This is a genomic window from Pantoea sp. At-9b (assembly GCF_000175935.2).
Taxonomy (GTDB): domain Bacteria; phylum Pseudomonadota; class Gammaproteobacteria; order Enterobacterales; family Enterobacteriaceae; genus Pantoea.
Map to the genome: position 1 here is coordinate 4,345,505 of NC_014837.1, position 23,204 is coordinate 4,368,708.

The following is a 23,204-nucleotide window of genomic DNA, read 5'->3' on the forward strand; positions in this document are numbered from 1 at the left end:
GGAGGGGCTGATGTCTGAACTGATTACTGTAGCTCGCCCCTACGCCAAAGCAGCTTTTGACTTTGCTGTTGAGCATCAAAGTATTGAACGCTGGCAAAATATGCTGGCGTTTGCCGCAGAAGTGGCTGGCAACGAACAGATGGCAGATCTCCTTGCTGGTGCATTAGCACCGGAAGCTTTATCTGCTTCTTTCATCGCAGTCTGTGGTGATCAACTGGATGAATACGCCCAGAACCTGATTAAGGTGATGGCGGAAAACGGACGTTTGACAGCGCTTCCGGCTGTACTGGAACAGTTCATTCAACTGCGTGACGCGCACGAAGCGACGGCCGAAGTTGATGTGATTTCTGCCAGTACGCTGAGTGACAGCCAGCTGACCAAAATCAGCGCCGCGATGGAAAAACGTCTGTCACGCAAAGTTAAGCTGAATTGCAAAATTGATAAGTCTGTAATGGCAGGCGTGGTCATCCGTGCGGGTGATCTGGTGATTGATGGCAGCGTGCGCGGCCGTCTTGAGCGTCTGGCAGACGTCTTGCAGTCTTAAGGGGACTGGAGCATATGCAACTGAATTCCACCGAAATCAGCGAACTGATCAAGCAGCGCATTGCTCAGTTCAATGTCGTGAGCGAAGCTCACAATGAAGGTACTATTGTTTCTGTAAGTGACGGTATCATCCGCGTACACGGCCTGGCCGATGTGATGCAGGGTGAAATGATTGCCCTGCCGGGCAACCGTTACGCTATCGCCCTGAACCTCGAGCGTGACTCTGTAGGTGCAGTGGTGATGGGTCCTTACGCTGACCTCGCCGAAGGCATGAAGGTTAAGTGTACTGGCCGTATTCTGGAAGTGCCGGTTGGTCGTGGCCTGCTGGGTCGTGTTGTTAACACCCTGGGTGCTCCGATCGATGGTAAAGGCGCAATCGACAACGACGGCTTCTCGCCGGTTGAAGTGATTGCACCGGGCGTTATCGACCGTCAGTCTGTTGATGAGCCGGTTCAAACCGGTTACAAATCTGTCGATGCGATGATTCCAATCGGCCGTGGCCAGCGTGAGCTGATCATCGGTGACCGTCAGACCGGTAAAACCGCGATGGCGATCGACGCCATCATCAACCAGCGTGACTCAGGCATCAAATGCGTGTACGTCGCGATCGGTCAGAAAGCCTCTACCATCTCTAACGTGGTACGTAAGCTGGAAGAACACGGCGCGCTGGCTAACACCATCGTGGTTGTTGCTTCGGCTTCTGAATCTGCTGCACTGCAATACCTGGCACCGTATGCCGGTTGCGCAATGGGTGAGTACTTCCGTGACCGCGGTGAAGATGCACTGATCGTGTACGATGACCTGTCCAAGCAGGCTGTTGCTTACCGTCAGATTTCTCTGCTGCTGCGTCGTCCGCCGGGTCGTGAAGCGTTCCCTGGCGACGTGTTCTACCTCCACTCGCGTCTGCTGGAGCGTGCATCACGCGTAACCGCTGACTACGTTGAGCGTTTCACCAACGGTGAAGTGAAAGGTAAGACCGGCTCACTGACTGCACTGCCGATTATCGAAACTCAGGCGGGTGACGTTTCTGCGTTCGTTCCGACCAACGTGATTTCAATCACCGATGGTCAGATCTTCCTGGAATCTAACCTGTTCAACTCCGGTATTCGTCCGGCAGTTAACCCGGGTATCTCCGTATCCCGTGTGGGTGGTGCTGCTCAGACCAAGATCATCAAGAAACTGTCTGGTGGTATCCGTACCGCACTGGCACAGTATCGTGAACTGGCTGCGTTCTCTCAGTTCGCATCCGATCTGGATGACGCGACCCGTAAACAGCTGAGCCACGGTCAGAAAGTGACCGAGCTGCTGAAACAGAAACAGTATGCGCCGATGTCCGTTGCGCAGCAGGGTCTGGTGCTGTTTGCTGCTGAGCGCGGCTTCCTGAACGATGTCGAGCTGGCAAAAATTGGTAGCTTCGAAGCAGCGCTGCTGGCGTTTGCTGACCGCGACCACGCCGAGCTGATGGCTGAAATCAATCAGGCGGGTAACTACAACAACGAAATCGAAGAGAAGCTGAAAGGCCTCCTCGAAACGTTTAAAGCAACCCAGTCCTGGTAATGTCTGGCGGCTTGTCTGAAAAGGCAGGCCGCAAGGCTTTGAGGAGAAGCTAATGGCCGGCGCAAAAGAGATACGTACCAAGATCGGAAGCGTGAAAAACACGCAGAAGATCACCAAAGCGATGGAAATGGTCGCCGCCTCCAAGATGCGTAAAACGCAGGAACGCATGGCGGCCAGCCGTCCGTATGCAGATACCATGCGCAAAGTGATTGGTCACCTTGCGTTAGGCAATCTGGAATACAAGCACCCTTACCTGGATGAGCGCGACGTTAAGCGCGTCGGCTACCTGGTCGTTTCGACTGACCGCGGGCTTTGTGGTGGTTTGAACATTAACCTGTTCAAAAAAGTGCTGGCAGAAATGAAAGCCTGGACCGATAAAGGCGTACAGAGCGATCTGGCGATTATCGGCTCAAAAGGGCTTGGTTTCTTCGGCTCTGTGGGTGGCAACATCGTGGCACAGGTCACAGGCATGGGTGATAAGCCTTCACTGTCTGAACTGATCGGTCCGGTAAAAGTGATGTTGCAGGCTTATGATGAAGGCCGCATCGACAAGCTGTATGTCGTCAGCAACAAATTTAATAACACCATGTCTCAGACTCCGACCATTACCCAACTGCTGCCGTTACCGCCAGCGGAAGGTGAAGAAGAGATGAAGGCGAAGACCTGGGATTACCTGTACGAACCCGATCCGAAGGCGCTGCTGGATACCCTGCTGCGTCGTTATGTCGAATCGCAGGTTTATCAGGGTGTGGTGGAAAACCTGGCCAGTGAGCAGGCCGCACGTATGGTAGCGATGAAAGCCGCAACCGATAACGGCGGAAATCTGATCAAAGAGCTGCAGTTGGTTTACAACAAAGCTCGTCAGGCCAGCATCACCCAGGAACTTACCGAGATCGTCTCGGGAGCCTCCGCGGTTTAACCAGGTTTGGAATTAGGTAGAGGATTCAAGATGGCAGCTGGAAAGATTGTCCAGATTATCGGCGCCGTAGTTGACGTCGAATTCCCTCAGGATGCCGTACCGCAAGTGTACAGCGCTCTTGAGGTTAAGAATGGTGATGCTCGTCTGGTGCTGGAAGTTCAGCAGCAGCTGGGTGGTGGCGTGGTGCGTACCATCGCCATGGGTACTTCTGACGGCCTGAAGCGCGGTCTGGAAGTAGCCGACCTGAAAAAACCGATCCAGGTACCGGTTGGTAAAGCAACCCTCGGCCGTATCATGAACGTGCTGGGTGAGCCGATCGACATGAAAGGCGACCTGAAAGAAGAAGATGGCAGCGTACCAGAGGTTTCCTCTATTCACCGCGCAGCACCTTCTTATGAAGATCAGTCTAACTCGCAGGAGCTGCTGGAAACCGGCATCAAGGTTATCGACCTGATGTGTCCGTTCGCGAAGGGCGGTAAAGTCGGTCTGTTCGGTGGTGCGGGTGTAGGTAAAACCGTAAACATGATGGAGCTGATCCGTAACATCGCGGCTGAGCACTCAGGTTACTCGGTATTTGCCGGTGTGGGTGAGCGTACTCGTGAGGGTAACGACTTCTACCACGAAATGACTGACTCCAACGTTATCGACAAAGTAGCGCTGGTGTATGGCCAGATGAACGAGCCGCCGGGTAACCGTCTGCGCGTAGCACTGACCGGCCTGACCATGGCGGAAAAATTCCGTGATGAAGGTCGTGACGTTCTGCTGTTCATCGACAACATCTATCGTTACACCCTGGCCGGTACAGAAGTATCTGCACTGCTGGGTCGTATGCCTTCAGCGGTAGGTTATCAGCCGACGCTGGCAGAAGAGATGGGTGTGTTGCAGGAACGTATTACCTCAACTAAGACCGGTTCAATCACCTCCGTACAGGCCGTTTACGTCCCTGCGGATGACTTGACTGACCCGTCTCCGGCGACCACCTTCGCCCACCTGGACTCAACTGTTACTCTGAGCCGTCAGATCGCCTCTCTGGGTATCTACCCGGCCGTTGACCCGCTGGATTCCACCAGCCGTCAGCTGGACCCGCTGATCGTGGGTCAGGAGCACTATGATGTTGCGCGTGGCGTGCAGTCTCTGCTGCAGCGTTACCAGGAACTGAAAGACATCATCGCCATCCTCGGTATGGACGAGCTGTCTGAAGACGACAAACTGCTGGTGGCACGTGCGCGTAAGATTCAGCGCTTCCTGTCTCAGCCGTTCTTCGTTGCTGAAGTCTTCACCGGTTCTCCAGGTAAGTACGTAACGCTGAAAGACACCATCCGTGGCTTCAAAGGCATCATGGAAGGCGAATTCGACCATCTGCCAGAGCAGGCTTTCTACATGGTTGGCGCGATCGACGAAGCCGTGGAAAAAGCGAAGAAACTGTAATAACGGTTTCCCGGGAGGAATGATATGGCTATGACTTATCACCTGGATGTTGTCAGCGCGGAGCAACAAATGTTCTCCGGCCTGGTGCAGAAAATCCAGGTGTCAGGTAGCGAAGGTGAGCTGGGGATTTACCCTGGTCACGCCCCGCTCCTGACTGCCATTAAGCCTGGTATGATTCGCATCGTTAAACAGCACGGCGAAGAGGAGTATATCTACCTCTCTGGCGGCGTGCTGGAAGTACAGCCGGGCAGCACCACCGTTCTGGCCGACACCGCGATTCGTGGTGAAGACCTGGACGAGGCGCGCGCGCTGGAAGCGAAACGTAAAGCAGAAGAACACATGAGCAGCAGCCACGGCGACGTGGACTATGCTCAGGCTTCTGCCGAACTGGCGAAAGCTATCGCGAAACTGCGTGTTATCGAGCTGACCAAAAAAGCGATGTAATCAGGCTTTATGCGTCACGAAGTGCCAGCCCATTGGGCTGGCATTTTTTTTGCCTGCTGTTCCGGAAAAAATAAAAACAACGCGATAAATCGCGTCGCTACGGCGTCGCGATATTTTGCACCTGGCGTAGCGGTGCAATTTATTGCGCACTGCCTTTCATCATCCTCTAATTTCGATCCGAGAAAAATGTAGTAATCTCAGAGGTAAACCTTAAACTTTCGAAAGCTAAAACTGAGCAGGATAGTTATGTCTACTAGTGCGATGAGTGTGGTGATTCTTGCTGCTGGCAAGGGCACCCGTATGTATTCGGATCTCCCCAAAGTTCTGCACACCCTGGCTGGAAAACCCATGGTTCAGCATGTGATTGACGCCGCCACCGGGCTGGGTGCACAGCAAATCCATCTGGTTTACGGCCACGGCGGCGATCAACTCAAAGCTCTGCTTTCCGGCAACACCCTGAATTGGGTGCTACAGGCGCAACAGCTTGGTACTGGGCATGCGATGCAGCAGGCCGCGCCTTATTTTGCAGATGACGAAGACATTGTGATGTTATACGGCGATGTGCCGTTGATCTCGCTGGAGACGTTACAACGCCTGCGCGCGGCCAAACCGGCTGGCGGCATCGGCCTGCTTACCGTGGTGCTGGATAATCCGACCGGCTATGGCCGCATCGTGCGTGAAAATGACACCATCACCGGTATCGTGGAACAAAAAGATGCGACGCCAGAGCAGCTGAAGATTCAGGAAATCAACACCGGCATCCTGATTGCCAATGGCGGCGATCTCAAACGCTGGCTGTCGCAGTTGAACAATAACAACGCGCAGGGCGAGTTCTACATTACTGACATTATTGCCATGGCTCATCAGGAAGGGCGTCTGGTTCAGGCAGTGCATCCGGCACGTATCAGTGAAACCGATGGTGTCAACAACCGCCTGCAACTGGCTGCGCTGGAGCGCGCGTACCAGGCGGAACAGGCCGAGAAACTGTTGCTGGCAGGTGTGATGCTGCGTGATCCGGCACGTTTCGATCTGCGTGGCACGCTGAAACATGGCCGCGATGTGGAAATCGATACCAATGTCATTATCGAAGGCAACGTTACCTTGGGCGATCGGGTGAAAATCGCGGCGGGTTGCATCATCAAAAACAGCGTGATCGCTGACGATTGTGAAATCAGCGCGTATTCGGTGATCGAAGATGCCAGTCTGGCTGCGGCCTGCACCGTTGGCCCCTTTGCTCGTCTGCGCCCCGGCAGTGAACTGGGGGAGAAGGCGCACGTTGGCAACTTTGTGGAAATGAAAAAAGCCACCCTCGGTAAGGGATCTAAAGCCGGTCACCTCTCGTATCTTGGCGACGCTGAGATTGGTGACGATGTGAATATCGGCGCGGGCACCATCACCTGTAATTACGATGGGGCGAACAAATCCAAAACCATCATTGGTGACAACGTGTTTGTCGGTTCCGATACTCAGCTGGTGGCCCCGGTCACTGTCGCCAGTGGCGCAACTATCGCCGCAGGCACCACGGTAATGAAAGACGTTCCCGCCGCCGTTCTGGTCTACAACCGTAAAGAACAGAACCAGAAAGCAGGCTGGCTGCGCCCGGAAAAGAAAAAGTAATTTTTAAGGGCCGACAAAGATCGGCCTGTTAGCAGTAACTATAACTACATCCCCACTCTCTACAAGGCTCGGGGAACCGGCACTGCCGGATATCAGGTCAGATGACAACGCAATGGCCGAAAGCCATGAAGTCAGGAAACTATTATGTGTGGAATTGTTGGTGCAGTAGCACAGCGCGACATTGCAGAGATTCTGCTGGAAGGTCTGCGTCGTCTTGAGTATCGCGGTTACGATTCGGCGGGTTTGGCCGTCGTTGATCGTCAGGGCCATGTGACGCGTCTGCGCCGCCTCGGCAAAGTGCAAAAACTGGCAGAAGCGGCGGAACAGCAGCCGTTGATTGGTGGCACTGGTATCGCGCATACCCGTTGGGCTACCCACGGTGAACCCTCAGAAGCCAATGCGCATCCGCATATCTCTGAGCACATCATCATTGTGCATAACGGCATCATTGAGAACCATGAGCCGTTGCGCGCACAGCTGATTGAGCGTGGCTACACGTTCGCGTCAGAAACAGACACCGAAGTGGTGGCTCATCTGGTGCACTGGGAACAGAAGCAAGGGGGTTCGCTGCGTGAAGTGGTGCTGCGCGTAATCCCGCAACTGCGTGGTGCCTATGGCATGGTGATCATGGACAGCCGCGATCCCTCACTGCTGGTGGCCGCCCGTTCCGGCAGCCCGTTGGTGGTCGGTCGTGGCGTCGGCGAAAACTTTATTGCCTCCGACCAGCTGGCACTGCTGCCGGTGACACGTCGCTTCATCTATTTGGAAGAGGGCGATATCGCCGAGATTACCCGCCGCGAAGTGACCATTGTCGATCGTAGTGGTACGCCGGTAAATCGCGCCGAGATTGAATCTAACGTCCAGTACGATGCCGGTGACAAAGGTATTTATCGTCACTACATGCAGAAAGAGATTTATGAACAGCCGATGGCGATCAAAAACACCTTAACCGGTCGTTTCAGCCACGGTGAGGTGGATCTTAGCGAGCTTGGTCCACAGGCGGAAACCTTGTTGAGCAAGGTTGAGCATATCCAGATTATCGCCTGCGGCACCTCATACAACTCCGGCATGGTATCGCGCTACTGGTTCGAGTCGCTGGCCAACATTCCCTGCGATGTCGAAATTGCCTCTGAATTTCGCTACCGCAAATCGGCGGTGCGTAAAAATAGCCTGCTGATCACTCTGTCACAGTCCGGTGAAACCGCCGATACGCTGGCGGCGCTGCGTCTGTCGAAAGAACTGGGTTACCTCGGCTCACTGGCCATCTGTAACGTCGCCGGTTCATCACTGGTACGCGAATCTGATTTGTCGCTGATGACCAAAGCGGGCACCGAGATCGGCGTGGCCTCCACCAAAGCCTTTACCACGCAGCTCACGGTGTTACTGATGCTGGTGGCAAAACTGGGCCGTCTGCACGGCATGTCTGCCGACACGGAACACGAGATTGTGCATGCCTTACAGGCGCTGCCGAGCCGTATTGAGCAGATGCTGGCGCAGGATAAAGTGATCGAAAACTTGGCTGAAGGTTTCTCTGACAAGCATCATGCGTTGTTCCTTGGCCGTGGCGATCAGTATCCGATTGCGATGGAAGGGGCGCTGAAGCTGAAGGAGATCTCCTATATCCACGCTGAAGCCTATGCGGCGGGTGAGCTGAAACATGGCCCGCTGGCGCTGATTGATGCCGATATGCCGGTTATCGTGGTCGCGCCCAATAACGAATTGCTGGAGAAGCTGAAATCCAACATTGAAGAGGTGCGTGCACGCGGCGGTTTGCTGTATGTGTTTGCCGATCAGGATGCTGGATTTAGTGACAGTGATGGTATGAAGATTATCTCCCTGCCGCATGTGGAAGACGTGATCGCGCCTATCTTCTATACCGTGCCGCTGCAACTTCTTTCCTATCACGTGGCGTTGATTAAAGGCACCGATGTCGATCAACCGCGTAATCTGGCGAAATCAGTTACTGTTGAATAATCAGTAAGAAAGGCGGGGCTGCAATGGCCCCGCTTCATTTTTAAACGATGTCATAAAACTGTCATATTTCGTACATTTGACTGTCATCAAACTGTCCTATTTTCCCTCCAGCAGCAATCAATGACTCTTACTAAAATGGCATAGAGCCTGATTTTTTTAACTCCCCTGGAGGGAACATGACACTGATGCGTAGCACCGTAGCCCGAATCCTCGCCGCCACCTTCGCAGTAAGCGCGGTCTCTGCTTTTGCAGCAACCGATCTGACTGGCGCAGGCGGGACATTCCCGGCACCGGTTTATGCCAAGTGGGCAGCAGAATACCAGCAAGCCACCGGTAGCAAAGTAAACTATCAGGGTATTGGTTCTTCGGGCGGCGTGAAGCAAATCATCGCCAAAACCGTCGATTTCGGTGCGTCAGATGCGCCGATGAAAGATGAAGATCTGCAAAAAAATGGCCTGTTCCAGTTCCCGACCGTGATCGGTGGTGTGGTACTGGCGGTTAACATCCCTGGCGTGAAGTCTGGTCAGCTGACCCTCGACGGTAAAACCGTTGGTGACATTTACCTGGGCAACATCAAAAAGTGGAACGATCCGGCGATCACTAAGCTGAACCCGGGCGTTAAACTGCCAGACACCAACATCAACGTGGTACGCCGCGCTGACGGTTCCGGTACTTCTTTCGTCTTCACCAGCTACCTGTCTAAGGTGAACGAAGAGTGGAACAGCAAAATTGGTAAAGGCAACACCGTAAACTGGCCGACCGGTCTGGGCGGTAAAGGTAACGACGGCGTGGCAGCATTTGTCCAGCGTCTGCCGGGTTCAATTGGCTACGTTGAGTATGCGTATGCTAAGCAGAACAACCTGACCTACACCAAACTGCACGATGCAGACGGTAAATCTGTCGCGCCGAGCGAAGCCAGCTTTGCTAACGCGGCGAAAGGCGCGAACTGGAGCGAATCTTTTGCCCAGGACCTGACCTTCCAGAAAGGCAACGATGCATGGCCGATCACCTCTACCACCTTCATTCTGGTCTACAAAGATCAGGCGAATGCTGAGAAAGGTAGCGAAGTGCTGAAGTTCTTCGACTGGGCGTACAAAAATGGCGGTAAAACAGCGACCAGCCTGGATTATGCTGCGCTGCCAGATAGCGTAACGTCACAGATTCGCGACGCCTGGAAAGCCAACATCAAAGATACTTCCGGCAAAGCGCTGTACAAGTAAGTGAATGACCTGGCTGGCGAATACGCTGGCCACCCAATGGGCGGCATCACTGCCGCCCTGACTTCTCCTGAGAACAGAGACTTCTATGGCTGCCACTAAGCCGACGTTTAAAGCCCCTGGCAAACAAGGTGACATGATCTTCGGCGCGCTGGTAAAACTGGCTGCGCTGATTGTGTTATTGCTGCTGGGTGGCATCATCGTCTCCCTGATTTTCTCCTCCTGGCCCAGCATCCAGAAATTTGGTTTCTCGTTCCTGTGGACCAAAACCTGGGATGCGCCTAACGAACAATTTGGTGCGCTGGTGCCGATTTACGGCACTGTCGTGACCTCGCTGATTGCGTTGATCATCGCCGTCCCGGTGAGCTTCGGTATCGCTCTGTTCCTGACCGAACTGGCTCCCGGTTGGTTGCGTCGCCCGCTTGGCACCGCGATCGAGCTGCTGGCAGCGATCCCCAGCATCGTATATGGCATGTGGGGCCTGTTTATCTTCGCGCCGCTGTTTGCCGAATATTTTCAGACGCCGGTTGGCGACATCATGTCGAATATCCCGATTGTGGGTGCGCTGTTCTCTGGCCCGGCTTTTGGTATCGGCATCCTGGCGGCGGGCGTTATCCTGGCCATCATGATCATCCCGTACATCGCATCGGTGATGCGTGATGTGTTCGAACAGACCCCGGTGATGATGAAAGAGTCGGCCTACGGCATTGGCTGTACCACCTGGGAAGTGATCTGGCGCATCGTGTTGCCCTTCACCAAAAACGGTGTGATCGGCGGCGTAATGCTCGGTCTGGGTCGTGCCTTGGGTGAAACCATGGCGGTGACCTTTATCATCGGTAACACCTACCAGCTCGACAGCGCATCGCTGTTTATGCCAGGTAACAGCATCACCTCGGCACTGGCGAATGAATTTGCTGAGGCAGAATCCGGCGTCCATGTGGCAGCGTTGATGGAGCTGGGGCTGATTCTGTTTGTGATCACCTTTATCGTGCTGGCGATCTCCAAACTGATGATCCTGCGTTTGGCGAAGAGTGAAGGAGCCCGTTCATGACAACGATTGAATTGCAGGCGCGCGCCGAACTGGAAGCCTCACGCCGCAAAATGCAGGCATGGCGCAGCACCAAAAATAAAATCGCCCTGACCATGTCGTTGCTGACGATGGCGTTTGGCCTGTTCTGGCTGGTCTGGATCCTGTTAACCACCATTACGCGCGGTATTGATGGCCTCTCCTGGTCGCTGTTTACCGAATCCACCCCGCCACCCAATACGGCAGGCGGTGGTTTAGCCAACGCCCTGGCGGGCAGTGGTCTGCTGATTTTCTGGTCAACCTTCTTTGGTACGCCGCTGGGTATCATGGCGGGGATTTACCTTGCCGAATATGGCCGCAAACATTGGCTGGCGGAAGTGATCCGTTTTATCAACGATATCCTGCTGTCGGCACCGTCAATTGTGGTGGGGCTGTTCGTTTACACCATTGTGGTGGCGCAGATGCAACACTTCTCCGGTTGGGCAGGTGTGGTGGCACTGGCGTTGTTGCAGATTCCTATCGTGATCCGCACCACTGAGAATATGCTGCGTCTGGTGCCCGATAGCATGCGTGAAGCGGCTTATGCGCTGGGGACGCCGAAATGGAAGATGATTTCAGCGATCACCCTGAAGGCCTCAGTCTCCGGCATTATTACCGGTGTGCTGCTGGCGATTGCGCGTATTGCCGGTGAAACGGCACCGCTGCTGTTTACTGCGCTGTCGAACCAGTTCTGGAGCACCGACATGATGCAGCCGATCGCTAACCTGCCGGTTACCATCTTTAAATTTGCCATGAGTCCGTTTGCGGAATGGCAGAGCCTGGCGTGGGCGGGTGTGCTGATCATCACTCTGTGCGTATTGCTGCTGAATATCCTGGCACGCGTGATTTTCGCTAAGAGCAAACACTAATTTCCCGGCGCGGCTGTGGCGGCGCGGTACATGAGAGACGAGCAATGAGTATGGCAACTTCTTCTGCCGGCAAAATTCAGGTGCGCAATCTGAACTTCCATTACGGGAAATTCCATGCGCTGAAAAACATCAATCTGGACATCGCAAAAAACCAGGTCACCGCATTTATCGGGCCATCCGGCTGCGGTAAATCGACCCTGCTGCGTACCTTCAACAAAATGTATTCACTCTATCCTGAGCAGCGTGCGGAAGGTGAAATTCTGTTGGATGGGGACAATATTCTGGCGTCAAACCAGGATATCGCCCTGCTGCGTGCCCGTGTGGGCATGGTGTTCCAGAAACCTACGCCGTTCCCGATGTCGATTTACGACAACATCGCGTTCGGTGTCCGTCTGTTTGAAAAGCTGTCACGTGCTGATATGGATGAGCGTGTGCAGTGGGCGCTGAGTAAAGCGGCGCTGTGGAATGAAACCAAAGACAAGCTGCATCAGAGTGGTTACAGTCTCTCCGGCGGTCAGCAGCAGCGTTTGTGCATCGCTCGCGGCATTGCGATTCGCCCGGAAGTGCTGTTGCTGGATGAGCCCTGCTCGGCGCTGGACCCCATCTCGACTGGCCGTATCGAAGAGTTGATCACCGAGCTGAAGCAGGATTACACCGTGGTGATTGTGACCCACAACATGCAACAGGCGGCGCGCTGTTCCGATCATACCGCCTTTATGTATCTGGGTGAGCTGATTGAATTCAGTGATACCGATACGCTGTTTACCAAGCCAGCGCAGAAGCAGACAGAAGACTACATTACCGGTCGTTACGGCTGATTTGACGGAGACGCACATGGATAATTTAAATCTGAACAAACATATCTCCGGTCAGTTCAACGCTGAGCTGGAACACATTCGCACTCAGGTGATGATCATGGGTGGCATGGTGGAGCAGCAGCTCACCGACGCCATTACCGCGATGCACAACCAGGATGGCGAGCTGGCGCAGCGTGTCATCGACGGCGACCAGAAGGTCAACATGATGGAAGTGGAGATTGATGAGGCCTGCGTGCGCATCATCGCCAAACGCCAGCCTACCGCCAGCGATTTACGTCTGGTGATGGCGATCATCAAGACCATCTCTGAGCTGGAACGTATTGGGGACGTGGCGGAAAAAATCAGTCGCACCGCACTGGAGAAATTTGGCCAGCAACATTTGCCGCTGCTGGTGAGCCTGGAATCCCTCGGCCACCATACGGTACAGATGCTGCATGACGTGCTGGATGCCTTTGCGCGTATGGATCTCAACGCGGCGATCGATATTTACCGTGAAGATAAGAAGGTGGATAAAGAGTACGAGGGCATTGTGCGTCAGTTAATGACCTACATGATGGAAGACCCGCGTACCATCCCCAGCGTGTTGACCGCGCTGTTCTGCGCCCGAGCCATTGAGCGTATCGGTGACCGTTGCCAGAACATCTGTGAGATCATTTTCTATTTTGTGAAGGGGCAGGATTTCCGTCACGTTGGCGGCGACAAGCTGGATGAGCTGTTGTCTGGCGACGATGGCAGCAACAAACCTTCCTGATAGCCAGATGGCTGCGGGTAAAACCCGCAGCCATCTCCATTTCTGATTGGTCTCAAGCCTTTCCGCTCTTTATACTTGGCGCACTTTTTACTGCAAGGTGCTGCTGCATGTCCCTCTCCCCACACAAGAAACAGAGCGTAACCCCGGCAAAAGCGATGCTGGCCGCCGTCAGTGGCTATGCGATGGATGGCTTCGATCTGCTGATCCTTGGTTTTATGTTACCGGCAATTAGCGTCTCACTGGCACTTGACCCCTCCCAGGCCGGTTCGCTGGTGACCTGGACGCTGATCGGTGCGGTGGTTGGTGGCATTGTTTTTGGTCACCTGAGTGACCGCTTTGGCCGTATCCGTATTCTCACCGTCACCATTCTGATGTTCTCGATTTTCACTGGCTTGTGCGCGGTGGCGCAGGGATATTGGGATCTGCTGGCGTATCGCACCCTTGCCGGGATGGGGCTGGGGGGCGAGTTTGGTATCGGCATGGCGCTGATAGCCGAAGCCTGGCCGCAGGAGAAGCGCAATCGCGCGTCGGCGTGGGTCGGTATTGGCTGGCAACTTGGGGTGCTGCTGGCGGCCTTTATCACCCCGCCGTTGCTGAGCGTGATTGGCTGGCGTGGGATGTTTCTGGTGGGGCTGCTGCCTGCGCTGGTGTCGTTTGTGATTCGTCGCAGCATGGGCGAGCCGGAAGGGTTTACCCACCATGTGGCGACCACGCCGCAGTTGTCGTTTGCGGCGCGTATTCGGCTGCTGTTTAGCGATCGCGCGACCAGCAAAGCCAGCCTCGGCATCTTCATTCTTTGTTCGGTGCAGAACTTTGGTTACTACGGCCTGATGATCTGGATGCCGAGTTATCTCTCCTCCAGCTTCGGTTTCAGCCTGACCAAATCTGGCCTGTGGACTGCCGTTACCGTGGTGGGCATGACGTTCGGCATCTGGCTGTTTGGTGTGCTGGCGGATCGCTTCGCACGCTGGAAAATCTTCCTGTTATATCAATTCGGTGCGGTCGTCATGGTGGTGATTTACGCTCAACTGCGCGATCCCACCGTGATGTTATTTACCGGTGCGCTGATGGGGATGTTTGTAAATGGCATGATTGGTGGCTATGGCGCGCTGATTTCCGACACCTTCCCAACCCAGGCACGCGCTACCGCGCAGAACGTATTGTTTAACCTCGGACGCGGCGTGGGTGGCTTTGGCCCGCTGGTCATTGGTTTACTGGCGACCAAAATTTCCTTTGCGGCGGCGATTACCCTGCTGGCGCTGATTTATTTGCTGGATATTGTCGCCACGCTGTTTTTACTGCCGAAGAAACAGGGTAATGAGGATTCACTCGGCGCGATTGGCTGAACGTAGCGGCGCGATTTATCGCGCAAGATCTTGCGTGCTGCGTGAAAACCCCGCGCGATGAATCGCGCCGCTACGGGACCGTGTGGGTAGTTACACCAACGACCAACCGCGCGCGCGCCACAGGTCGGGTAGCTGCGCCATGTCATCAAATCGGGTCACCAGCGGGTGATCCAGCTCTGGGTTGTGGGCATCGGCGCAGTAATAAAACACCGGGATGCCGGCAGCAATACCTGCGCGGGCACCGGCCTCGGAGTCATCCACCAGGATGCACTTCTCAATGGGCACCTGCATTTGTTCCGCAGCGTGGTACATCAGTTCCGGGTCCGGTTTCCAGTGATTGATGTCATAACCGCTGTAAAGATGCGCGGCAAACAAGGGCAACATGCCGGTCAGCCCCAGAGAATGCTGCATCTTCTTCACCGTACCATTCGAGACGACGCACATCGGTACTTTGACCTGTTCCACCAGTGCTTTCGCTCCGGCGATCGGTTGCAGTTCTAAATCGAACAGACGTGCCACTTCTGCGCGATAGGCGGTTTCCACCTCATCCATCGGCAATTCAGTCTGATGTTCTGCGGAAACATCGCGGATGATGTCGTACAGTTTTACCCCTTTGTATTTTTCAAACATCTCCTGAAGAGAGAGCTCAATTCCGTAGCGGGCAAAGGTGTTGACGTAGGATTGTGTACAAATCACCTCACTGTCGACCAGCGTGCCGTCACAATCAAAAAAAACACATTCAACTGACATCGGACATCATCCTTTTGCTAAACAAGAAGCTGTCACTCTAACGCACTGCGCGCACCGAGCAAACGCTTGCGAAAAATCAGTGTGCTGACCCGCTAAAATCTATAGGATACGCGCGTTAAATTTTTCAGCGGAATAAGCTATGAACAAGCAGGGTCTGTTGCAACGCGTCTTTAAGTTGCAGGAACACGGCACCACCGTGCGCACGGAAGTGATCGCCGGTTTCACCACCTTTCTGACGATGGTTTACATCGTTTTCGTTAACCCACAGATTCTGGGTGCTGCTGGCATGAACACCCAGGCGGTGTTTGTCACCACCTGTCTGATCGCGGCGTTCGGCAGCATTCTGATGGGACTGGTGGCGAATCTGCCGGTAGCGTTAGCACCCGCCATGGGACTGAATGCTTTCTTTGCTTTTGTGGTGGTCGGCGCGATGGGGTATTCGTGGCAGATCGGCATGGGGGCCATCTTTTGGGGGGCGCTGGGACTGTTAGTCCTCACGCTGCTGCGTGTGCGCTACTGGATGATTGCCAATATCCCGTTGAGTCTGCGGGTTGGCATCACAGCCGGTATCGGGCTGTTTATTGCGATGATGGGGCTGAAAAATGCCGGCATTATTGTGTCAAATGCCGACACCCTGGTTGCCGTCGGCAACCTGACCTCACACAGCGTCTTACTGGGTGCGCTCGGCTTCTTCATCATCGCGATCCTCGCTTCTCGTCATATTCATGCGGCCGTGCTGGTGTCGATTGTGGTGACGACCGCGATTGGCTTGCTGTTGGGCGATGTGAAGTTCACCGGCATTTTCGCGACACCGCCGTCGGTGGGTTCAGTGGTGGGGCAAGTTGATCTTAAAGGCGCGCTCAATATCGGCATGGCCGGGGTGATTTTCTCCTTTATGCTGGTCAACCTGTTTGACTCCTCCGGGACGCTGATCGGTGTGACGGATAAAGCGGGCCTGACCGATGAAAAAGGCACCTTCCCGCGCATGAAGCAGGCGCTGTTTGTGGACAGCGTCAGCTCGGTGGCGGGTTCATTGATTGGTACCTCTTCCGTCACCGCCTATATCGAAAGTTCTTCAGGCGTGGCGATTGGCGGACGCACCGGTCTGATGGCGGTGATCACCGGGATTCTGTTTCTGCTGGTGATGTTCCTGTCACCGCTGGCAGCGATGGTACCGTCCTACGCAGCGGCGGGCGCGTTAATCTACGTTGGCGTATTGATGACAGCGTCGCTGTCACGCGTGCATTGGGATGACCTGACTGAAGCGGTTCCGGCGTTTGTCACTGCGGTGATGATGCCTTTCAGTTTCTCCATCACGGAAGGTATCGCACTGGGCTTTATCGCGTATTGCGTGATGAAACTTGGCACGGGTCGTTGGCGGGAAATCAGCCCGTGCGTGGTGGTGGTGGCACTGCTGTTTGTGCTGAAAATTGTTTTTGTTGATGCCCACTAAAATCGAACAGGCCGCATAAGCGGCCTGTTTTGTCAGAGATGTCCCATTTCCTGCGGCGTGATACGTTCGCTGGGCAAACTGGTCAGCCGTAATGTGCGTGGCCCAATATTCGGTTTACTCATCTCCACGTCGCGCAACGGCATCCATTGATGGTGAGCATCAATTTCCCACAGTCGTAGCCGCTCGGTGCCGGGAGAGAGCGCGCAGGACCAGACCAGTGTCGGTTCGGCATCGCACACCGCCTGTATATCAGGAAATACGCTGGAGCGCAGACGACCTGCTGCCGGGTGTAGCCGCAAAGAATCGATACCACTTTGCGCTTCTCCGGTGAGTTTGAGGATACTTTGGCGCAGGGTCCAGATTTGCGTCACCGCCTCCATAAAATCCTGCTGCGCATTAATCCAGGCTTTCTCACCGGAAGAGAGATCCTGCGTTAAGGTATCCTGAGTCTGGCGGCTATGGGCGCGAACAATCTCCATATCCAGCCCGGCCCGGCCACCTTCTTCGGCCAGCAGTACACCCACCATATTTCCGGCGTAAGCAATGCTGAAATCAGGCAGGGCGGAATCGGCAAAACAAGGGCGGCCACTGCTGGTGGTCACCAGCGGCGGTAATTCATTGATACCGTAGACGCGCACCATGAGCTGAGCCAGCAACTCACGTGCGGCAAGAAAGCGTCCCCGGCGCTTGTCGGGCAGGCGCTGTGCACTATTAATCACATCCTGTGGAACCCGCATTGTCTCAGAGGAGAGGGGCGGATTACCTGTCCAACGAACAAAATGACTAGCCATCTGTCGCTCCGTGAAAATGGTCGGATAATCATCAGGTCTATTGTAAGAATTTTCTCATGGCTTTGCATCCGGCATTATATGGAATACCTGAATTTCAGATAACGCCGAACATCATGACAATGCGCTGACACCGCGTCAGCCGCTATTTCATGGTAGCAGTTTGCTGATAAATGCCTGAATGGATGCTGAATAGCGTGATGTAGTGTAGGATTTGAGCGGTAAAAAAAAGCCGATTGATGAGAAAATTATGATCGCGAAATTTCAGTCGAGCTTCATCGCAGAATCACGTATGTCGGAGTTTTTAATGTCAGTTACTTCATCACACCAGGAATCGATTTCTCTGGATGACTTTCGTCATGGTATGCGCCGTCTGGCCTCAGGTGTCTCGCTGGTTACCACGCAACACGCGGGTGAAAAATATGGCTTGATTGCCTCCTCAGTCAGTTCCCTGACGGCGGAACCCCCGAGCCTGCTGGTGTGCGTCAATCAAAGTGCCACCAGCCACGCCTATTTTTTGCAGGCGGGTCATTTCGCCGTCAATGTACTGCGTGAGCAGCATGCAGATTTGTGTGCGCAGTTCAGTCAGTCATCACGCCGCGAGGAACGTTTTCAGACGGGGAATTGGCAGACGATTACCACCGGTGCGCCGGTGCTGGCCGATGCCCTGGTGAGTTTTGATTGTCAGCTGGAAAAAGTGGTTGAATGGCATACCCATAGCGTGCTGCTGGCGCGCATTGTCGGCATCAATCTGGCCGGTGAGGCTGCCGAGCCAATGGTCTACTTCAACAGTGGTTTTCATGCACTGAGTCTCTGATGGCGCGATTTATCGCGCAGATTCTTGCTACCCCTGGCATGTCGTAAAACAGCGCGATAAACCGCGCTGTTACGCATTGGTGCATGCTTTAGGCAAACTTGCACACATCATTAAAGCCGAGGCGTGGCAGACGCGCATGCAGCTTGCTGGCTTCGCCGTAGCCGAGGTTAATCAGCAAATTCACCTGCCATTTGCTGTCGCTGAAGAAGGCGGCGTTCACTTTCGCCGGATCGAAACCGGACATCGGGCCAGCATCCAGACCGAGCGATCGTGCCGCCATGATCAGATAGCCTGCCTGTAGGCTGCTGTTACGAAATGCTGTCTCTTTGACCAATTCCGGGTTGCTGGTGAACCAGCTGCGCGCATCGCCGTGCGGAAACAGCTTCGGCAGATTTTCATAGAACTCGGGATCTGAGGCAACGATCACCGTGGCCGGTGCCTTCATGGTTTTTTCCAGGTTGCCGGAGGAGAGGGCAGGTTTTAACTTCTCTTTCCCTTCCTGGGAGGTAACAAACACAAAGCGGCCCGGAGAGCAGTTGGCGGAAGTGGGACCGAGCGCCGTCAGTTGATAGAGCTGTTTAAGCAGATCCTCTGAAATCGGTTTTTCCTGCCAGTAGCTATGGGTGCGAGCCTCATTGAACAGCACATTCAGAGCAAGGCTGTCGAGCGGTGTACTCATGTTTCTCTCCTTTTCAGGCATCAAATTGAGCCTAATGTTTAGCATGAATAGAGGTATGACGTGGATCAGTCGGTGCACTTTTGCTGGTGATGGGGGATATCAGAAAGTCGAACCGGCTGGTGAAGGTCTTCACCGTTATACTGCAAACAGAGAGGGTTACCAAATAACATTGCTGCAAGTACCCCTGGTTAGCTACTGAGCCAACCAGGGGTAATCAATAATCTTAGAGCGCTACTTACCAATACAGAAACTGGAGAAAATCCGCCCCAGCAGATCATCCGAAGTGAACTCGCCGGTAATCTCGCTTAACGCCTGCTGCGCCAGACGCAGTTCCTCGGCCAGCAATTCTCCAGCCCAGGCACCCAGCAACTGATCTTTACCTTGTTGTAAATGGGTCGCAGCCAGCTCCAGCGCCTGCAAATGGCGGCGGCGAGCAAGGAAACCCCCTTCCATATTGCCGCTGAAGCCCATGGTTTGTTTCAGGTGATCGCGCAGGGTATCCACACCTGCGCCGGTACGGGCGGAGAGACGAATAAGTGAGTGACCATTTACTTCAGACAAACCAAGGGATTCACCGGTCATATCGGCCTTGTTACGTACCACCGTGATCGGCAGCTCGGCAGGCAGGCGCGAAACAAAATCGGGCCAAATGGCTGCCGCTTCAGTGGCATCCGTGGTGGTGCCATCCACCATAAACAGCACGCGATCAGCCTGTTCAATCTCCTGCCATGCACGCTCAATGCCGATGCGCTCAACTTCGTCGTTGGCATCGCGTAAACCGGCGGTATCAATGATATGCAGTGGCATACCGTCGATGTGAATGTGTTCACGCAGGACATCACGCGTTGTCCCGGCAATATCGGTAACAATTGCGGCTTCTCTTCCAGCTAATGCATTGAGAAGACTTGATTTTCCGGCATTAGGACGTCCAGCGATCACCACCTTCATCCCTTCGCGCAACAGACTTCCCTGACGCGCTTCGGCCCGCACCGCATTCAGGTCACCGATCACCGCATTCAATTGCGCTTCAATCTTCCCGTCGGAAAGGAAGTCGATCTCTTCATCCGGAAAGTCGATAGCGGCTTCCACATAGATGCGCAGGTAAGTGAGCGCTTCCACAAGGGCGTTAATGCGCACTGAAAATGCCCCCTGTAGCGAATTTACCGCCGAGCGGGCTGCCTGTTCTGAGCTGGCGTCAATCAAGTCTGCGATGGCTTCCGCCTGTGCCAGGTCCAGCTTGTCATTCAAGAAGGCGCGTTCAGAAAACTCACCCGGTTGCGCGATGCGCACGCCAGGAAGTGCCACAATGCGCTTCAGCAGCAGGTCGAGAATCACCGGACCGCCGTGGCCCTGCAACTCCAGTACATCTTCACCGGTAAAGGAGTTCGGTCCGGGGAACCACAGCGCAATGCCCTGATCCAGCACACTGCCATCGCTATCGGCAAACGGCAGATAGTCGGCATAGCGTGGTTTCGGCAGTTTGCCCAGCACGGCACGTGCAATGTCAGCGGCTTTGGCACCGGAGATACGCAGAATGCCGACGCCGCCACGACCGGGGGGTGTCGCCTGGGCGACGATGGTATCGCTGTGGCTCATAACTTTCTCTCATTTCAAAAAAACAGGGCGGCATAAATGCCGCCCCTTCAGTATACGTCGTAGCTCGCGGGAGCTGGACGTTACGCTTTCTTCTTGTCGCGGCTATGCAGACCACGTTTTTCCAGGCCGCGATAAATCAGCTGCTGCTGGAGAATGGTAACCAGGTTGCTGACGATGTAGTACAGCACCAGACCTGACGGGAACCACAGGAAGAAGACGGTAAAGATCACCGGCATATAGGTCATGATCTTCTGTTGCATCGGATCGGTCACGGTGGTCGGTGACATCTTCTGAATGAAGAACATGGTGATACCCATGATGACTGGCAGGATGTAGTACGGGTCCTGCGCGGACAAGTCATGAATCCACAGGATAAACGGCGCATGACGCAGTTCAACCGAGCCTGACAGCATGTAGTACAGGGCAAGGAAGATTGGCATCTGAATCACCAGCGGCAGACAGCCACCGAGCGGGTTCACTTTCTCCGCTTTGTACAGTGCCATCATCTCCTGGCTCATCTTCTGCTTATCATCGCCCAGACGTTCACGCATCGCCTGAATCTTCGGCTGCAGCATGCGCATCTTCGCCATCGAGGTGTACTGCGCTTTGGTCAGCGGGTACATGATGCCACGAACGATGAAGGTGATAACGATGATGGAGAAGCCCCAGTTACCGATGAAGCTGTGGATAAATTTCAGCAGCTTAAACAGCGGCTGAGAAATGAACCACAACCAGCCGTAATCCACGGTCAGATCCAGGTGCGGCGCAATGGCTGCCATTTTGTCCTGAATTTCCGGGCCAACCCACAGGGTCGCACCCAGATTTTGCTGTGCGCCAGGGGCGATGGTGACCGGTGCAGATTTATAACCGATGGCTGCCACACCGTTACCCAGGTTACTGGTGTACAGGGTGTTGGTGCCTTCGGTGCGCGGAACCCACGCGGTAGCAAAGTATTGCTGCAACATCGCAACCCAGCCATTGCTGGTGGTGGTGTTCAGGTTCTCGTTATCATTGATGGTATCGAATTTATATTTTTCGTATTTCGCATCGCTGGTCGAGTACGCTGCGCCACGGAAGGTGTGCAGGGCAAAGTTGTTGCTGCCGGTATCGCGGTGTTTCGGGACTTCAATGGTCTGTTTCAGCTGACCAAACATCGCGACTTCCAGCGGCTGCTGGCTGGCGTTATTGATGTTGTAGTCAACATTCACAGCGAATTCGCCGCGTTTGAACACGAAGGTTTTGGTGTAGACCACACCGTTTTCGCCAGTCCAGGTGAGCGGTACGCGCAGCTCAGTCTGGCCTTCCGCCATCTCAAAGTGATCCTGAGTGGTGGTGAAAAGCGGACGCGCGCCATTGTTCGGGTTATCCGGACCGTTACGGCCAGTTAAGCCGCTCTGTGCCTGATAGATGAACGCTGGGGTGGTTTCAAGCAACTGGAACGGTGCATCCGAACCCAGTTTATCCGGGTAAGTCAGCAGTGAAGCCTGCTCGATATCGCCACCGCGGGTGTTGATGTTCAAAGACAGGACATCAGTTTTAACGGTGATCGTTTTGCCCTGGCCGCTGCCGGGAACGCCGGAAGTGGCGGCATCACCCGCTGTGCTGTTAGTAGTCTGTGTGGTCTGGGTTTGCTGTGGCTGAGGAGCATGGTCCGTCTGCCAGGCTTGCCAGATCATAAAAGACACGAACAGAAAAGCGATGAGAAAGAGATTGCGTTGCGAATCCATCGTTAATGTTCTCTGGTTTCAAAGTTTTTTCGGCGGCACAGGATCGTCGCCACCCGGGTTCAAAGGGTGGCATTTTAATACGCGTTTAATCGTCAACCAACTGCCTTTTATTACGCCAAAGCGACGTAAGGCCTCAATTCCATACTGCGAACAGGAGGGATGGAACCGGCAATGAGGTCCCAGCAGTGGGCTGATGGCGCGTTGATACACGCGTATCAGGCCGATCAGGAGCCGCGAGCCAGGCGACAGTGACGACGCCATAATTTCTCCAACGCTTCCGCCAGCGCACGGTTATCCAGGTCAGCAACCCCTTTTTTAGCCACGACCACAAAATCCATCGCTGGCAGTTCATGTTGACGCAGACGAAAGCTTTCGCGGGTCAATCGCTTGATCCGGTTGCGTTCATGGGCGCGTTTTACATGCTTTTTGGCGACGGTGAGACCGATGCGGGGATGCCCCAGCGAGTTAAGGCGGCCGAGAATGGTGATTTGCGGCGTGCCAGCCCTTTGTGGCTGCTGGAAGACGAAAGTGAAATGAGTGGGAGTTAACAAACGTAACTCCCTGGGAAATGCGAGCTTAACCACGAGGGTTAGCTTTTATTACTTAGAAACGGTCAGACGAGAACGGCCTTTAGCACGACGACGTGCCAGAACCTGACGACCATTTTTAGTAGCCATACGTGCACGGAAGCCGTGAGAACGGTTGCGCTTCAGTACGGACGGTTGAAAAGTGCGTTTCATGGCGATTTCTACCTAAACTTGAAAATTTTCACTGGGTGACGCGTTTTCGGGCCAGTAAATCGACCGACGCCTCAATGTGTCTTTAATAAAGAGGCGGGATTGTAA

22 protein-coding genes and 1 pseudogene are annotated in these 23,204 nt (G+C 54.4%); 15 read left to right on the forward strand and 8 right to left on the reverse strand.

Translation table 11 applies throughout. The features are described 5' to 3' along the window. Positions 1–10: 10 nt before the first annotated feature. The 13 genes from atpH (at position 11) to PAT9B_RS20155 (ending at position 14,549) form a co-directional block, all read left to right on the forward strand. Positions 11–544, forward strand: a complete 534-nt coding sequence (gene atpH / locus PAT9B_RS20095; RefSeq protein ID WP_013511099.1) for a F0F1 ATP synthase subunit delta — start codon at positions 11–13, stop codon at positions 542–544. Positions 545–558: 14 nt separating this feature from the next. Next, the gene (gene atpA, locus PAT9B_RS20100) at positions 559–2,100 is read left to right on the forward strand and encodes a F0F1 ATP synthase subunit alpha (protein WP_013511100.1); all 1,542 of its coding nucleotides are present in this window, start codon (positions 559–561) and stop codon (positions 2,098–2,100) included. Positions 2,101–2,152: 52 nt separating this feature from the next. Beyond that, complete coding sequence (gene atpG, locus PAT9B_RS20105) at positions 2,153–3,019, forward strand: F0F1 ATP synthase subunit gamma (protein ID WP_013511101.1); 867 nt, start codon at positions 2,153–2,155, stop codon at positions 3,017–3,019. 30 nt (positions 3,020–3,049) lie between these two features. Beyond that, on the forward strand, positions 3,050–4,447 hold the full coding sequence (atpD, locus tag PAT9B_RS20110) for a F0F1 ATP synthase subunit beta (protein WP_013511102.1): 1,398 nt from the start codon (positions 3,050–3,052) through the stop codon (positions 4,445–4,447). Positions 4,448–4,471: 24 nt separating this feature from the next. Continuing rightward, a complete protein-coding gene (locus tag PAT9B_RS20115) occupies positions 4,472–4,891 on the forward strand; it encodes a F0F1 ATP synthase subunit epsilon (RefSeq protein WP_013511103.1) in 420 nt (139 codons plus the stop codon). 246 nt (positions 4,892–5,137) lie between these two features. Then, positions 5,138–6,508 (forward strand): bifunctional UDP-N-acetylglucosamine diphosphorylase/glucosamine-1-phosphate N-acetyltransferase GlmU, encoded by a 1,371-nt coding sequence (glmU, locus tag PAT9B_RS20120; protein ID WP_013511104.1) that lies wholly within the window; start codon positions 5,138–5,140, stop codon positions 6,506–6,508. Between the two features lie 144 nt (positions 6,509–6,652). After that, the gene (glmS, locus tag PAT9B_RS20125; protein ID WP_013511105.1) at positions 6,653–8,482 is read left to right on the forward strand and encodes a glutamine--fructose-6-phosphate transaminase (isomerizing); all 1,830 of its coding nucleotides are present in this window, start codon (positions 6,653–6,655) and stop codon (positions 8,480–8,482) included. A gap of 176 nt (positions 8,483–8,658) precedes the next feature. Continuing rightward, positions 8,659–9,702: a phosphate ABC transporter substrate-binding protein PstS gene (gene pstS, locus PAT9B_RS20130; protein WP_013511106.1), complete on the forward strand. Its 1,044-nt coding sequence runs from the start codon at positions 8,659–8,661 to the stop codon at positions 9,700–9,702. Positions 9,703–9,787: 85 nt separating this feature from the next. Further along, positions 9,788–10,750, forward strand: a complete 963-nt coding sequence (gene pstC / locus PAT9B_RS20135) for a phosphate ABC transporter permease PstC (RefSeq protein WP_013511107.1) — start codon at positions 9,788–9,790, stop codon at positions 10,748–10,750. Further along, positions 10,747–11,634 carry a phosphate ABC transporter permease PstA gene (pstA, locus tag PAT9B_RS20140; RefSeq protein WP_013511108.1) on the forward strand — a complete coding sequence of 296 codons (888 nt, stop codon included), beginning with the start codon at positions 10,747–10,749 and terminating at the stop codon, positions 11,632–11,634. Before pstC ends, pstA begins: the two co-directional genes overlap by 4 nt. Before the next feature lie 44 nt (positions 11,635–11,678). After that, positions 11,679–12,452, forward strand: coding sequence for a phosphate ABC transporter ATP-binding protein PstB (pstB, locus tag PAT9B_RS20145; RefSeq protein WP_013511109.1), 774 nt, complete (start codon positions 11,679–11,681; stop codon positions 12,450–12,452). A 16-nt stretch (positions 12,453–12,468) separates the two neighbouring features. Continuing rightward, a complete protein-coding gene (phoU, locus tag PAT9B_RS20150) occupies positions 12,469–13,203 on the forward strand; it encodes a phosphate signaling complex protein PhoU (RefSeq protein ID WP_013511110.1) in 735 nt (244 codons plus the stop codon). A gap of 107 nt (positions 13,204–13,310) precedes the next feature. After that, positions 13,311–14,549, forward strand: a complete 1,239-nt coding sequence (locus tag PAT9B_RS20155; protein WP_013511111.1) for an MFS transporter — start codon at positions 13,311–13,313, stop codon at positions 14,547–14,549. Between the two features lie 90 nt (positions 14,550–14,639). On the opposite strand, the gene yieH is transcribed toward PAT9B_RS20155, so the two are convergent. After that, positions 14,640–15,299 carry a 6-phosphogluconate phosphatase gene (gene yieH, locus PAT9B_RS20160; RefSeq protein WP_013511112.1) on the reverse strand — a complete coding sequence of 220 codons (660 nt, stop codon included), beginning with the start codon at positions 15,297–15,299 and terminating at the stop codon, positions 14,640–14,642. 139 nt (positions 15,300–15,438) lie between these two features. Between yieH and PAT9B_RS20165 the strand changes: the two genes are divergently transcribed. Continuing rightward, complete coding sequence (locus PAT9B_RS20165; protein ID WP_013511113.1) at positions 15,439–16,752, forward strand: NCS2 family permease; 1,314 nt, start codon at positions 15,439–15,441, stop codon at positions 16,750–16,752. Between the two features lie 32 nt (positions 16,753–16,784). On the opposite strand, the gene PAT9B_RS20170 is transcribed toward PAT9B_RS20165, so the two are convergent. Then, positions 16,785–17,543, reverse strand: a complete 759-nt coding sequence (locus PAT9B_RS20170) for a 4'-phosphopantetheinyl transferase superfamily protein (RefSeq protein WP_013511114.1) — start codon at positions 17,541–17,543, stop codon at positions 16,785–16,787. Positions 17,544–17,847: 304 nt separating this feature from the next. Between PAT9B_RS20170 and PAT9B_RS20175 the strand changes: the two genes are divergently transcribed. Continuing rightward, the gene (locus tag PAT9B_RS20175; protein ID WP_041526026.1) at positions 17,848–18,357 is read left to right on the forward strand and encodes a flavin reductase family protein; all 510 of its coding nucleotides are present in this window, start codon (positions 17,848–17,850) and stop codon (positions 18,355–18,357) included. 88 nt (positions 18,358–18,445) lie between these two features. On the opposite strand, the gene PAT9B_RS20180 is transcribed toward PAT9B_RS20175, so the two are convergent. The 6 genes and pseudogenes from PAT9B_RS20180 to rpmH form a co-directional block, all read right to left on the reverse strand. After that, entirely contained in the window at positions 18,446–19,036 is a 591-nt protein-coding gene (locus PAT9B_RS20180) for a malonic semialdehyde reductase (protein ID WP_013511116.1), read from the reverse strand. Positions 19,037–19,267: 231 nt separating this feature from the next. Further along, positions 19,268–20,632, reverse strand: a complete 1,365-nt coding sequence (gene mnmE, locus PAT9B_RS20185) for a tRNA uridine-5-carboxymethylaminomethyl(34) synthesis GTPase MnmE (RefSeq protein ID WP_013511117.1) — start codon at positions 20,630–20,632, stop codon at positions 19,268–19,270. Positions 20,633–20,712: 80 nt separating this feature from the next. Further along, a complete protein-coding gene (gene yidC / locus PAT9B_RS20190) occupies positions 20,713–22,359 on the reverse strand; it encodes a membrane protein insertase YidC (RefSeq protein ID WP_013511118.1) in 1,647 nt (548 codons plus the stop codon). A gap of 2 nt (positions 22,360–22,361) precedes the next feature. Further along, positions 22,362–22,620 (reverse strand): annotated as a pseudogene (gene yidD, locus PAT9B_RS29840) (membrane protein insertion efficiency factor YidD). Continuing rightward, a complete protein-coding gene (gene rnpA, locus PAT9B_RS20195; RefSeq protein ID WP_036625704.1) occupies positions 22,584–22,943 on the reverse strand; it encodes a ribonuclease P protein component in 360 nt (119 codons plus the stop codon). Before rnpA ends, yidD begins: the two are co-directional and overlap by 37 nt. A 15-nt stretch (positions 22,944–22,958) precedes the next feature. Next, entirely contained in the window at positions 22,959–23,099 is a 141-nt protein-coding gene (gene rpmH / locus PAT9B_RS29845) for a 50S ribosomal protein L34 (protein WP_003849659.1), read from the reverse strand. Positions 23,100–23,204: the final 105 nt, after the last annotated feature.

Excerpts from the sequence above, each read along its gene's own strand:
- PAT9B_RS20180 (WP_013511116.1), bottom strand. The coding sequence starts at position 19,036 with ATGAGTACACCGCTCGACAGCCTTGCTCTGAATGTGCTGTTCAATGAG.
- atpH (WP_013511099.1), top strand. The coding sequence starts at position 11 with ATGTCTGAACTGATTACTGTAGCTCGCCCCTACGCCAAAGCAGCTTTT.
- atpG (WP_013511101.1), top strand. The coding sequence starts at position 2,153 with ATGGCCGGCGCAAAAGAGATACGTACCAAGATCGGAAGCGTGAAAAAC.
- yidC (WP_013511118.1), bottom strand. The coding sequence starts at position 22,359 with ATGGATTCGCAACGCAATCTCTTTCTCATCGCTTTTCTGTTCGTGTCT.
- atpA (WP_013511100.1), top strand. The coding sequence starts at position 559 with ATGCAACTGAATTCCACCGAAATCAGCGAACTGATCAAGCAGCGCATT.
- glmU (WP_013511104.1), top strand. The coding sequence starts at position 5,138 with ATGTCTACTAGTGCGATGAGTGTGGTGATTCTTGCTGCTGGCAAGGGC.
- PAT9B_RS20170 (WP_013511114.1), bottom strand. The coding sequence starts at position 17,543 with ATGGCTAGTCATTTTGTTCGTTGGACAGGTAATCCGCCCCTCTCCTCT.
- pstS (WP_013511106.1), top strand. The coding sequence starts at position 8,659 with ATGACACTGATGCGTAGCACCGTAGCCCGAATCCTCGCCGCCACCTTC.
- yieH (WP_013511112.1), bottom strand. The coding sequence starts at position 15,299 with ATGTCAGTTGAATGTGTTTTTTTTGATTGTGACGGCACGCTGGTCGAC.
- atpD (WP_013511102.1), top strand. The coding sequence starts at position 3,050 with ATGGCAGCTGGAAAGATTGTCCAGATTATCGGCGCCGTAGTTGACGTC.
- pstC (WP_013511107.1), top strand. The coding sequence starts at position 9,788 with ATGGCTGCCACTAAGCCGACGTTTAAAGCCCCTGGCAAACAAGGTGAC.
- pstA (WP_013511108.1), top strand. The coding sequence starts at position 10,747 with ATGACAACGATTGAATTGCAGGCGCGCGCCGAACTGGAAGCCTCACGC.
- rpmH (WP_003849659.1), bottom strand. The coding sequence starts at position 23,099 with ATGAAACGCACTTTTCAACCGTCCGTACTGAAGCGCAACCGTTCTCAC.
- PAT9B_RS20155 (WP_013511111.1), top strand. The coding sequence starts at position 13,311 with ATGTCCCTCTCCCCACACAAGAAACAGAGCGTAACCCCGGCAAAAGCG.
- PAT9B_RS20115 (WP_013511103.1), top strand. The coding sequence starts at position 4,472 with ATGGCTATGACTTATCACCTGGATGTTGTCAGCGCGGAGCAACAAATG.
- pstB (WP_013511109.1), top strand. The coding sequence starts at position 11,679 with ATGAGTATGGCAACTTCTTCTGCCGGCAAAATTCAGGTGCGCAATCTG.
- glmS (WP_013511105.1), top strand. The coding sequence starts at position 6,653 with ATGTGTGGAATTGTTGGTGCAGTAGCACAGCGCGACATTGCAGAGATT.
- PAT9B_RS20175 (WP_041526026.1), top strand. The coding sequence starts at position 17,848 with ATGTCAGTTACTTCATCACACCAGGAATCGATTTCTCTGGATGACTTT.
- PAT9B_RS20165 (WP_013511113.1), top strand. The coding sequence starts at position 15,439 with ATGAACAAGCAGGGTCTGTTGCAACGCGTCTTTAAGTTGCAGGAACAC.
- phoU (WP_013511110.1), top strand. The coding sequence starts at position 12,469 with ATGGATAATTTAAATCTGAACAAACATATCTCCGGTCAGTTCAACGCT.
- mnmE (WP_013511117.1), bottom strand. The coding sequence starts at position 20,632 with ATGAGCCACAGCGATACCATCGTCGCCCAGGCGACACCCCCCGGTCGT.